At 38.7% G+C, this 12548-nt stretch carries 12 protein-coding genes; 1 reads left to right on the top strand and 11 read right to left on the bottom strand.

The window, feature by feature from the left end; all coding sequences use genetic code 11:
* Positions 1 to 24: 24 nt before the first annotated feature.
* Genes sdhB through sdhC form a run of 3 tightly spaced genes read right to left on the bottom strand, consistent with a single transcriptional unit; the run spans position 25 to position 3212 of the window.
* Entirely contained in the window at positions 25 to 786 is a 762-nt protein-coding gene (sdhB, locus tag RTP99_RS23990) for a succinate dehydrogenase iron-sulfur subunit (protein WP_001291825.1), read from the bottom strand.
* Positions 779 to 2572 carry a succinate dehydrogenase flavoprotein subunit gene (gene sdhA, locus RTP99_RS23985; RefSeq protein WP_000676735.1) on the bottom strand — a complete coding sequence of 598 codons (1794 nt, stop codon included), beginning with the start codon at positions 2570 to 2572 and terminating at the stop codon, positions 779 to 781. The genes sdhB and sdhA overlap by 8 nt, the downstream gene beginning before the upstream one ends.
* Positions 2573 to 2585: 13 nt before the next feature.
* Positions 2586 to 3212, bottom strand: coding sequence for a succinate dehydrogenase cytochrome B558 (gene sdhC, locus RTP99_RS23980; protein ID WP_000678352.1), 627 nt, complete (start codon positions 3210 to 3212; stop codon positions 2586 to 2588).
* 300 nt (positions 3213 to 3512) lie between these two features.
* Here sdhC and RTP99_RS23975 point away from each other — a divergent pair, with 300 nt between their 5' ends.
* Positions 3513 to 3962: a YslB family protein gene (locus RTP99_RS23975; RefSeq protein ID WP_000042220.1), complete on the top strand. Its 450-nt coding sequence runs from the start codon at positions 3513 to 3515 to the stop codon at positions 3960 to 3962.
* 113 nt (positions 3963 to 4075) lie between these two features.
* On the opposite strand, the gene uvrC is transcribed toward RTP99_RS23975, so the two are convergent.
* From uvrC to RTP99_RS23935, 8 genes are all read right to left on the bottom strand, one after another.
* The gene (gene uvrC / locus RTP99_RS23970; RefSeq protein WP_000544279.1) at positions 4076 to 5860 is read right to left on the bottom strand and encodes an excinuclease ABC subunit C; all 1785 of its coding nucleotides are present in this window, start codon (positions 5858 to 5860) and stop codon (positions 4076 to 4078) included.
* 148 nt (positions 5861 to 6008) lie between these two features.
* Positions 6009 to 6323, bottom strand: coding sequence for a thioredoxin (trxA, locus tag RTP99_RS23965; protein WP_001018943.1), 315 nt, complete (start codon positions 6321 to 6323; stop codon positions 6009 to 6011).
* Between the two features lie 211 nt (positions 6324 to 6534).
* On the bottom strand, positions 6535 to 7512 hold the full coding sequence (gene etfA / locus RTP99_RS23960) for an electron transfer flavoprotein subunit alpha (RefSeq protein WP_000101965.1): 978 nt from the start codon (positions 7510 to 7512) through the stop codon (positions 6535 to 6537).
* Positions 7513 to 7548: 36 nt separating this feature from the next.
* Complete coding sequence (etfB, locus tag RTP99_RS23955; protein WP_001029026.1) at positions 7549 to 8322, bottom strand: electron transfer flavoprotein subunit beta; 774 nt, start codon at positions 8320 to 8322, stop codon at positions 7549 to 7551.
* A gap of 77 nt (positions 8323 to 8399) precedes the next feature.
* Positions 8400 to 9176: an enoyl-CoA hydratase gene (locus RTP99_RS23950; protein WP_000911295.1), complete on the bottom strand. Its 777-nt coding sequence runs from the start codon at positions 9174 to 9176 to the stop codon at positions 8400 to 8402.
* An 11-nt stretch (positions 9177 to 9187) separates the two neighbouring features.
* The gene (locus RTP99_RS23945) at positions 9188 to 9775 is read right to left on the bottom strand and encodes a fatty acid metabolism transcriptional regulator FadR (RefSeq protein ID WP_000742224.1); all 588 of its coding nucleotides are present in this window, start codon (positions 9773 to 9775) and stop codon (positions 9188 to 9190) included.
* Positions 9776 to 9885: 110 nt separating this feature from the next.
* Positions 9886 to 11571 (bottom strand): long-chain-fatty-acid--CoA ligase, encoded by a 1686-nt coding sequence (locus tag RTP99_RS23940; RefSeq protein WP_000414718.1) that lies wholly within the window; start codon positions 11569 to 11571, stop codon positions 9886 to 9888.
* Between the two features lie 186 nt (positions 11572 to 11757).
* The coding region (locus RTP99_RS23935) for a BclA C-terminal domain-containing protein (protein WP_483861661.1) at positions 11758 to 12548 on the bottom strand (791 nt) is incomplete at its 5' end.

Here is a 12548-nt window from a genome sequence, read left to right as displayed (position 1 = left end):
TTCGAAATGAAGAGGCAATATTTTTTAATAGTTATTGTCGCTACCAAAGAAATCTTTGAACGATTGAATTGTTGTATCACGGTTTAACGCCGCAATTGAAGTTGTTAACGGAATACCCTTTGGACATGATTGCACACAGTTTTGAGAGTTACCACAGTTTGCAAGTCCTCCATCACCCATAATTGCACGTAAGCGATCTGCTTTATGCATTTCACCCGTTGGATGTGAGTTGAATAGACGAGCTTGTGATAACGGAGCTGGTCCAATAAAGTCCGATTTACTATTTACGTTTGGACATGATTCTAAGCAAACACCACATGTCATACATTTTGAAAGCTCATAAGCCCATTGACGTTTCTTCTCAGGCATTCTTGGTCCTGGTCCTAAGTCATACGTACCATCAATTGGAATCCAAGCTTTAACACGTTTTAGAGCATTAAACATGCGACTACGGTCAACTTGTAAGTCACGAACAACCGGGAATGTCTTCATCGGTTTTAAGCGAATTGGTTGTTCTAATTGATCGATAAGAGCTGTACATGATTGACGTGGTTTTCCGTTAATCACCATCGAACATGCACCACATACTTCCTCTAAACAGTTCATATCCCATGCAATCGGAGTTGTTTTGTTTCCTTTTGCATCGACAGGATTACGACGAATTTCCATAAGCGCCGAAATAATATTCATATTCGGACGATACGGAATTTCAAACTCTTGGTCAAACGCTTGCGCATCTGGTCCGTCTTGTCTCGTAATGATGAGGCGGATTGTTTTCTCAGACATGTTGTTTATCCCCCTTCTCTTCACTCTTAGCAGCTACATCGTGTTTTGAAGAATAATCACGTTTACGTGGTTTAATTAATGAAATATCCACGTCTTCGTAATGGAATGCCGGTGCATTTCCTTCTCCTTCAAATTTCGCCATCGTAGTTTTTAAGAAGTTTGCATCATCACGATTTGGGAATTCAGGTTTGTAATGCGCCCCACGGCTCTCATTACGGTTATATGCGCCAATTGTAATAACACGTGCTAATTCAAACATATTTGCAAGTTGGCGTGTAAATGAAGCACCTTGGTTGCTCCATCTCGCTGTATCGTTAATGTTAATACGTTTGTAGCGAGCCATTAACTCTTCAATTTTTGCATCTGTTTCTAATAATTTTTTATTTTCACGAACTACTGTAACGTTATCTGTCATCCATTCTCCAAGCTCTTTATGAAGAACATACGCATTTTCGTTACCATCAAGCGTTAAAATATTGTTAAATTTCTCTGTTTCGATTAATTCATTTTGTTCATACACAGTAGATGAAACGGCATCTGATGATTTAGAAAGACCTTTCATATATTCAATTGCATTTGGTCCTGCTACCATACCACCGTAAATTGCTGATAACAGTGAGTTCGCGCCAAGACGGTTACCACCGTGCATAGAATAATCACACTCACCTGCTGCAAATAAACCTGGAATGCTTGTCATCTGCTTATAATCAACCCATAGCCCGCCCATTGAATAGTGAACAGCTGGGAAGATTTTCATTGGTAGTTTACGAGGATCGTCACCTGTAAATTTCTCATAGATTTCAATAATTCCACCAAGTTTAATATCTAGTTCTTTCGGATCTTTATGAGAAAGATCTAAGTACACCATGTTTTCACCGTTAATACCTAGTTTTTGCTCTACGCAAACATCAAAGATTTCACGCGTTGCGATATCACGAGGTACAAGGTTTCCGTAAGCCGGATATTTTTCTTCTAAGAAGTACCATGGTTTACCATCTTTATATGTCCAAACACGTCCACCTTCACCACGTGCAGATTCACTCATCAGACGTAATTTATCGTCTCCAGGAATTGCCGTTGGGTGAATTTGAATGAACTCACCGTTTGCATAATATGCGCCTTGTTGATATACAGCAGAAGCTGCTGTACCTGTATTGATAATGGAGTTTGTTGATTTTCCGAAGATGATACCAGGGCCCCCTGTTGCCATAATCACGGCATCAGCTCGGAAACTTCTAATCTCCATAGTTTGTAAGTCTTGTGCAACGATTCCTCGGCACACACCTTCATCATCAATAACAGCTCGTAAGAAATCCCAACCTTCATATTTCGTTACAAGTCCTGCTACTTCGTGACGACGTACTTGCTCATCTAATGCGTATAGTAATTGCTGTCCAGTTGTTGCACCAGCAAATGCTGTACGGTGATGTTGCGTTCCACCAAAACGACGGAAATCAAGAAGTCCTTCTTCCGTACGGTTGAACATAACACCCATACGGTCCATTAAATGAATGATACCAGGTGCTGCTTCACACATTGCTTTAACTGGTGGTTGGTTCGCTAAGAAGTCCCCACCATAAATTGTATCGTCAAAGTGGATCCATGGAGAATCCCCTTCACCTTTCGTATTTACGGCACCGTTAATTCCACCTTGGGCACATACAGAATGCGAACGTTTTACTGGTACTAAAGAGAACAGTTCAACATTTACTCCTGCTTCCGCCGCTTTAATCGTTGCCATTAAGCCAGCCAAGCCACCGCCGACTACTATAAGTTTCCCTTTCATGCTCTCCCACTCCTTACTGGTTTGCTAGCTGTGGATCGATGAACGCTAATAATGCACTCACACCTACATAAGATAGACCTAAGAAAATAGCTAATGTTACATAAGTAGAGATTCTTTGTGAACGTGGAGATACTGTAATTCCCCAGCTGATGCAGAATGTCCATAGTCCATTTGCAAAGTGGAAAATTGTTGAAACAACACCAACTAAGTAGAATGCAAACATAGCTGGATTGTTTAAAATATCTGCCATCATATCATAGTTTACCTCTTTACCTAACGCTGCTTGAATACGAGTTTCCCAGACGTGCCAAGAAATGAAAATCAGTGTAACGATACCTGAAATTCTTTGGAAGACGAACATCCAGTTACGGAAATAACCGTAAGAAACCGCATTGTTCTTAGCTGTAAATGCAATATATAAACCATATATAGCATGGTACAGTATTGGTAAAAAGATAATGAAAATTTCTAGCGCATACCGGAATGGAAGGAGCTCCATAAAGCCTGCAGCTTTGTTAAAAGCCTCTGCTCCTCGTGTTGCAAAGTTGTTTACAATTAAATGTTGCGTCAAAAAGACACCAACCGGGATGACCCCCATTAATGAGTGCCACTTACGAAACGTATACTCGCGGCCTTTCATGTCCCCATTACCCCCCTTGAATGATTGACTGCTGTTTTCAGATTAGTTTATGGCAATAATGTTTTTTCACTATTGGCATAAGAAAAACTGAAAAAATTATTCGAAATATTTCAGCATAATTTGATACCAAGTTCATTTTACTCCTATTTTTGTCGAAGCGTCAAGAAAACGTATACATAATTTGCATATAATTTGCCAATTCTTTTTTTCTTCTTATATATTCAGATTTTCCCAAAGAAAAATCTGTTTTTATAAATGAGAAATGTTATATAATAATCCCTATAGAAAGAGGGGAATATTGTGAGTAAAAATACAATCGATACAACATCTTTAGAAGATGTTTCATTGAACGCCTTCGCTTACGAATTGCTACGTGAAGAATTACTACCTGATTTAATCGGTAACGATCTAGATGGTATTTTATACTGGTCCGGTAGAAACCTTGCAAGAAAATATCCACTAGACACAATTGAAGAAGTCATTCAGTTCTTTGAAAAAGCTGGCTGGGGCACTTTAAGCATTATTGAACATAAGCGTCGTGAAATGCAGTTCCAACTTAAAGGCACACTCATCGCTGAACGTCAAAAACAAAAAAGACATTCTTCTTATCAATTAGAAGCTGGGTTCATCGCTGAACAAATTCAAAAGCAACGAAACGTCGTTGCAGAGTCCTACGAAGAAAAGAAAAAACGTTCAGACTCTATTACATTTCTTGTAAAATGGGATATAAAAGATCTCATTGAAGTGTAGCATTACCCGCAGTCAACTAGACATATCAGTTTAGTTGACTTTTTGCATTTTCATTCATTTGAATTTATTTTAAATCTTCAGAAATTATACCAAAAAATAGAAGACGTTGTAAACTACAACGTCTTCTTATCCGCTAAATAAGTATAAATCGTCTCTGCGACATTTTTCGGCATACCCGCTTCGACAAATTCTGTTACAGAAGCCTCTTTCATCTTTTTTAGCGATCCGAAATGTTTTAACAATATCTTTTTTCGTTTATCTCCAATTCCAGGAATATCATCGAGTGCCGATTGAATGACAGATTTCCCATGTAATTGACGATGGAATGTAATTGCAAATCGATGCACCTCATCTTGAATGCGCTGCAATAAATAAAATTCTTGGCTATTTCTCTCAAGCATCACAGGTTCAGGTGGATCCCCAATAATTAAATGGGATGTTTTATGTTTGTCATCTTTCACAAGACCTGCCATCGGAATATATAAACCGAGCTCATTTTCTAGAATATCACTTGCAGCCGCCAGATGGCCTTTTCCGCCATCAATAATGATTAAATCTGGTAAAGGTAAGTTCTCTTTCAGTGCCCTTGTATAACGGCGTCTCACAACTTCTCTCATAGACTCATAATCATCTGGCCCTTGAACCGTTTTAATTTTATATTTCCTGTATTCTTTCTTAGCTGGTTTCCCATCAATAAAAGCAATCATTGCAGAAACAGGATTTGTGCCTTGAATATTTGAGTTATCAAACGCTTCAATACGATGAGGCGTTTCAATTCCGAGCCGCTTCCCTAAATTCTCTACAGCTTTAATCGTTCGCTCTTCATCGCGCTCAATTAAATAGAATTTCTCTTCAAGAGCAATCTTCGCATTTTTATTTGCCAGTTCTACAAGATCTTTTTTCTTACCGCGTTTCGGCTGTGTCGCTTCCACTTCTAAAAAGCGTTCTACTAATTCTGAATCGATACTTCCTGGAACGACGATTTCCTTCGGCTTAAAATGACTGCTGTTTTCATAAAATTGACCGATAAACGTTAAGAATCCCTCTTCTGGTTCGTCGTAGATTGGAAACATAGAAACATCACGTTCGATTAGCTTTCCTTTTCGAACGAAGAAAACTTGAACACACATCCACCCTTTATCAACTGCATACCCAAACACATCACGATCCACTAAATCACTCATAATCATCTTTTGTTTTTCCATAATCGCATCGATATGAGCGATTTGATCACGTAACTCTTTTGCACGTTCAAACTCTAGTTTCTCTGAAGCTTCATACATTTTTGTTTCTAATTCTGAACGAACTTCTTTATGCCCACCATTTAAAAACTTAATAATTTCATCTACAATTTCTTTGTTTTGTTCTTCCGTCACTTCTTTCACACAAGGCGCTAAACATTGACCCATATGATAATATAAACAAACTTTATCGGGCATATTTGAGCACTTACGAAGCGGATACATACGATCTAGCAGTTTTTTCGTTTCATGAGCTGATTGTGCATTCGGATAAGGGCCAAAATACTTTCCCTTATCCTTTTTTACATTTCTCGTAATAAGTAATCGTGGTTGTTTCTCAGCTGTAATTTTAATAAAAGGATATGTTTTATCATCTTTTAATTGAATGTTATATTTTGGATCATGCTTTTTTATTAAGTTCAACTCTAAAATGAGAGCCTCTAGATTTGAGGAGGTTACAATATATTCAAAATCTACAATTTCTCCTACTAGCCGAAGTGTTTTCCCGTCATGCGAACCAGTAAAGTACGAGCGCACACGATTTTTAAGCACTTTTGCCTTTCCGACATATATAACCGTTCCTTGCTTATCTTTCATTAAATAACAACCAGGTTGATCTGGTAAAATAGCCAATTTCTCTTTTAAATGTTCGTGCACTCGTTACCCTCCATTTCTACATGCTTAGCATTTTTATTTTCACATGAAAACATACTATGCCAAAACACCCAACATACGTTCTTTTATTGTAACGGAAAGGTGTAAAAAAGGAAAATAAAAAAAGCTACCAAATGGTAGCCCTTTTATTTTAGAAGTGTTTAGAAACTAATTCCACTAACGCTTCTTTCGGTTTGTAACCTAACGCTTGATCAACTACTTTACCGTCTTTTAATACGAAAAGAGCTGGAATGCTCATTACTTCGAATTGACGAGCAGTTTCTTGATTTTCATCCACGTCTACTTTTACTACTTTTACTTTTTCGCCTAGTTCTGCATCAATTTCCTCTAATACAGGAGCGATCATTTTACAAGGTCCACACCAAGGTGCCCAGAAATCTAATAATACAACACCTTCGCTAGTTTCAGCTGCGAAGCTTTGGTCATTTGCGTTTACAATTGCCATTTTATTTCCTCCTTCAAGTATATTCTACCAAGAGTATATCATTAACTTATATACGTGGCGAATAATATGTATCGTTATGTATTGTAACAAAAAAGTGTTCCTTTATACTATATAAAAATACGGATTACATACTAAAAAGATGAGAGACAGGGGATCTCTCACCTTTTTCTATATATAGGGGTACTTCACTTGGAACTCAAGGGTACTCAAATCATGAATGTACTTTTAACTTTTTAAACTCTTCTGTTAAAAGAGGTACAACTTCAAATAGATCGCCAACAATACCGTAGTCAGCTACTTTGAAAATACTTGCTTCTGGATCTTTATTGATCGCAACGATTATTTTTGAGTTAGACATACCAGCTAAATGCTGAATCGCACCAGAAATACCACATGCAATGTACAGGTCTGGTGTAACAACTTTACCAGTTTGACCAATTTGTAATGAGTAATCGCAATACTCAGCGTCACAAGCACCACGAGATGCTCCAACAGCGCCGCCTAATACGTCAGCTAACTCTTTTAATGGCTTGAATCCTTCTTCACTCTTCACACCGCGTCCGCCAGCGATAATAACTTTTGCTTCAGAAAGATCAACGCCCTCTGCCGTCTTACGGACGACATCTTGAATGATTGTACGTAAGTCTTTCACATCTACTGTAATAGAAGACACGTCACCACTGCGAGACTCATCTTTTTCAAGCGTTGCGATGTTATTTGGACGCACTGTCGCAAATAAGATGCCGTCTGTTACAATCTTCTTCTCAAACGCTTTACCAGAGTAAATTGGACGAGTAAAGATAACATTTCCACCTTCAACTTCTAAAGCAGTTACGTCAGAAACTAGACCAGCTTCAAGCTTCGCTGCTAATTTTGGTGATAAATCTTTACCAAGTGCTGTATGTCCAAATACAATACCTTCTGGATTTTCTTCAGCATATACAGCTAAAAATGCTTGTGCATACCCATCAGATGTATATGATTTTAATTTATCATTTTCAACTGTCACAACGCGATCTGCACCGTAATGAATCAACTCATTTGCAAAAGAGGCAACGCTGTCTCCAACTAGAAGACCTACTACTTCACCGCCTTCTGCAATTGTTTTTGCTGCTGCTACCGCTTCAAATGAAACGTTACGTAGCGATCCATCACGAACTTCACCCATTACTAATACTTTACGAGCCATAGATTTTCCCTCCTGCATATATAATTTCGTATTTTATTAGATTACTTTCGCTTCTGTATGGAGCAACGATACAAGTTCTTTTACTTGATCTTGCAGCTCGCCTTGTAACACTTTTCCTGCATCTTTCTTAGGAGGCAAATAGATTTCAATTGTTTTTGTCTTTGCTTCCACATCATCTTCTTCTAAATCTAAATCATCTAATTCTAATTCTTCTAGTGGCTTTTTCTTCGCTTTCATAATACCTGGAAGCGATGGATAACGTGGTTCATTTAAACCTTGTTGTGCTGTTACTAATACTGGCAATGAAGTTTCAATCACTTCTGTATCGCCTTCAACATCACGCTCAATCTTCACGTTTTTACCGTCAATTGCAAGTTTTGTAATTGTCGTTACATACGGAATATTTAACGCTTCAGCTACACGCGGGCCAACTTGTCCAGATGCACCATCAATTGCAACGTTTCCGCCTAAAATTAAATCTGCATCTTTATCTTTTAAATATTCAGCAAGCACTTTTGCAGTCGTGAACTGGTCACCATTTTCTACATCATCTTCAATATTAATTAATACCGCTTTATCGCAGCCCATCGCTAACGCCGTACGAAGTTCTTTCTCGCTATCTTCGCCACCAACTGTTACGACAGTAACTTCTCCACCTTGTGCATCTCTTACTTGAATTGCTTCTTCAATTGCATATTCATCGTAAGGGTTGATGATGAATTCCGCTTCGCCATCGTAAATTGCACCGTTTTTAATTACGATTTTTTCTTCTGTATCAAATGTTCGTTTCATGAGTACGTAGATGTTCATTCCATTTACCCCCTTGTTTTTCAGAAAGATTCTATCAATTCTAATTTTCTGTTAATTTATATTAAAAAATAATTAAACTACCTGCCGCTAAATGAAGGCTTACGTTTTTCTAAAAACGCTGCTACACCTTCTCTTCCATCTTCACTCGTAAATACTTCACCAAAGATTTGAGCTTCGCGTTGTACACCTTCATAATAATGAGACGATTTCGTCGTTTGCAATAACTCTAGTACAGCACGAGTCGTCGCTGGGCTTTTTCCAGCAATCTGTTTTGCAACTTTAAGCGTATCATCTAAAAATGTTTCTTCAGCAAAAACTCCGTTAACTAGTCCCCATTTTAATGCTTCTGCACCAGTAATCGGTGTACTTGTTAACATCATTTCACAAGCTTTCGCTTTCCCAACATAACGTGGTAATCGCTGTGTACCTGCAAATCCAGGAATTAATCCAAGTGTTAATTCAGGTAAACCAAGTTTTGCACTTTCAGTTGCAAAGCGCATGTGGCAAGACATAGCAAACTCAAGGCCGCCGCCAAGTGCCGCTCCATGAATTGCCGCGATAACTGGTTTTGAACATTTTTCAACGCGCTCAAACGTAACTTGTCCAAGCTGCGCTAATTCAGTCGCTTGCTTCGCTTCAGTAACAGATGTAAATTCTTTAATATCTGCTCCCGCCGAGAAGAAACGCCCTTCACCGTGAATAACAACAACACGAATGTTATCATCCTTCTCCACTTGATCAATTAATTCAGTAACGTCATGCATAACTTGTGAAGACATCGCGTTAGCTGGCGCATGATTTAACGTAGCCACCGCGATATGATCTTCAACTCTTACAGATAGGAATTTCAACATGATCCCTCCCATTATTGACGATAACCACAAGCTGCAATAAGTAGCCCATGTACCGTTTTTGAAAGTGCGACCAGATCATACTTATGATCGCTCATTACCCAATTGGTCACAACTTCATCTACTGTTCCAAAGATCATTTGTCTTGCCACGCGAACATTTAAATCCGCTCGAAATTCACCTTGCTTTATACCTGTCTCTAAAATCTCATCCATAACTTGTAAGTAGCCTTTTAATACTTCATTTATTTTTAGGCGTAATTCTTGATTGGACTGTCTTAGCTCTAATTGCGTAACGATAGCAAGAGGATCATTTTGTGACAACAGCAAGAAGTGCGTTTCTACCAACATGAATAACTTCGATACAGCGCTTTCAATTCCTGCTGTTTTTTGACGAATTGTTTCGACAAATTCTCCCATCTTCTCTTGGAATAAGGATATTAATATATCTTCTTTATTTTTAAAATATAAATAAATCGTGCCATCCGCTACCCCAGCTTGCTTTGCTATTTTAGAAACTTGCGCTTGATGGTACCCATTCTCCGCAATCACAATGACTGCCGCATCAATAATTTGATTGTATTTCGGTCTATTTTTCTTCACTTTACTGTCCCCTTCAAGAAGATGACTGACTGAATGAATAGTCATTCATATTCTTATAATACTGACTATTTAGAAAAGTGTCAATCCTATTTTTTCAAAAAGAAAGGGCCTTAGCCCGTTTGCTCATCCTCATTCTTTCTTTTCTCTTCATCAATTAGGACACGGCGTAAAATTTTTCCGACTGTCGTTTTCGGCAGTTCATCTCTAAACTCATATACTTTCGGCACTTTATAGGCCGCTAAATATTTACGAGCAAACTGATTTAATTCTTCCTCAGAACACTCTGTACCTTCTTTTAACACAACAAACGCTTTAACTGTCTCTCCTCGGTATGGATCGGGAACTCCAATCGTCACTACTTCTTGCACTTTTTCATGCTCATATAATACTTCTTCTACTTCACGAGGATACACATTAAATCCACTCGCAACAATCATATCTTTCTTACGATCTTTCACATAGAAAAAGCCATCTTCATCCATATAGCCAACATCGCCTGTATGGAGCCATCCATCTTGCAGTACAGCTGCTGTTTCTTCTGGCTTATTCCAATATCCTTTCATAATTTGAGGACCTTTTACTACAATTTCACCGATTTCTCCCGGTGGTAATGCCTCACCAGTTTCAAGCGACATAATCATTGCTTCTGTATCTGGCCACGGAACTCCAATGCTACCTGGCACTCGCTTTTCCCATAAAAAATTACTATGTGTAACTGGAGATGATTCTGTTAAACCATATCCCTCTACTAGTTTGCCCCCTGTAACTGTTTCGAACTTTTCCTGTACTTCTACTGGCAGTGGTGCTGATCCACTAATACAAGCACGAATAGAAGATATATCGTATTCTTTTAAAAGCGGGCTATTTAAAAGAGCGATATAAATAGTTGGTGCCCCTGGAAATAATGTCACTTTATGCTTCTTAATCGCTTCAAAAACCATTTTCATATCAAATTTTGGAATAAGAACCATTTTGTATCCTTGCATAATACTTAAATTCATGACAGCCGTCATGCCGTACACGTGGAAAAATGGAAGAACCCCAAGAACGACTTCTTCTCCTTCTTTGCAATTATATAACCATTGAACTCCCATCAAAGTGTTAGAAACGAGGTTTTTATGCGTTAACATAACACCCTTCGGAAATCCAGTTGTTCCTCCTGTGTACTGTAAAAGAGCTAAATCATTTTCAGGATCACAAGGCACTTCAACATCCGTATTCACTTCTTTTTCTACTGAGTTCCAAAGATGAATCGTTTCACTCTCTGATACTTTCACAACTAAATTCGACTGTTTTTTCTGCACAAATGGATACAATAGATTTTTAGGGAAGGGTAAAAAGTCCGCAATACGCGTTACGATAATATGCTCAAATTTTGTAACAGATTGAACATTCGTCACTCTTGGAAATACTAAATCGAGGCAAAGAATGACTTTTGCTCCCGAGTCATGAAGCTGATATTCTAATTCTCTTTCTGTATATAGTGGATTTGTTTGTACTACGATACCTCCTGCAAGTAATGTACCGTAATAACCAATTACAGCTTGCGGACAGTTCGGCAACATAATAGCAACTCGATCACCCTTTTCCACACCGAGCTTTTGAAGATAATTTGCAAATCTCTTCACCTTATCATGAAAGTCTGAAAATGTAATATCCTTCCCCAAAAAGTGAAGCGCTTTCTTTTCTGGGTAGCGAGAAGCCATCTGTTCTACATATTTATGAAGCGGCTGAATATCATAAGAAATTGTACTTGGAATTTCCTCTGGATAATTTTTCAACCATGGTTTTTCCATCTTCATTCCCCCTTCAAATACATAAAAATAAATGAATGTTCATTCATGAGGTTGTTTTCATTATATTATAGTCACCATAACGTTACAATCATAATATTCTGACTTTTGTATAACTATGCTTTACTTCATTAACTTCTTATTATATGTATAAACTCTCCTAATCTAAAAAAGTAAGAGAGTTATTATTTAGCTTAATCTTATTATCGTTAACACAGCTCCTGGTGTAGTTGTTGATAATGTTGCAACAGCTAACAAACCAAATAGTTGCAAACTAATAGCATCTCCTGCTGCAAGAGTTGTAATAATTGTTGCGCTAAATGATGTCGTTGCTAACGCAGGAGAATTGATCGTTCCAGCAAGTGGTGCTCCATTAATTGTAATACGAGAACTGACTAATAATGAAGCCGTTATATTAATCGTATATGAAATATAATAATTCCCAGCATTTGCAACCGTAAATACTGTATTTCCACCAGAAACAGTAATTCCTGGACCGATGTTTTGATTATTTGGAAGCGGGACATTCGTTCCACCAAGAAGTACCGATATCGCTGAACCCGACGTATTATTTGCAAATGCATACGTCGCCGTGATACTTGTACCTGTTATTCCCGTTGGGCCGGTTGAACCTGTTGAACCCGTCGCTCCCGTTGGACCCGTTGCTCCCGTTGAACCTGTTGCTCCCGTTGAACCTGTTGCTCCCGTTGAACCTGTTGCTCCCGTTATTCCTGTTGCTCCGGTTGGACCCGTTGAACCTGTTGCTCCCGTCGCTCCTGTTGAACCTGTTGCTCCCGTTATTCCTGTCGCTCCGGTCGGACCTGTTGCTCCGGTTACTCCCGTCGCTCCGGTTGGACCTGTTGCTCCCGTTATTCCTGTCGCTCCGGTCGGACCCGTTGCTCCCGTTATTCCTGTCGCTCCGGTCGGACCTGTTGCTCCCGTTATTCCTGTCACTCCCGTTGGACCTGTTGCTCCCGTTG

Origin of the sequence: Bacillus sp. (in: firmicutes) (assembly GCF_031983925.1) — a bacterium.
Lineage (GTDB): Bacteria > Bacillota > Bacilli > Bacillales > Bacillaceae_G > Bacillus_A > Bacillus_A pacificus.
This window is presented reverse-complemented; position numbering and strand designations above follow the sequence as displayed.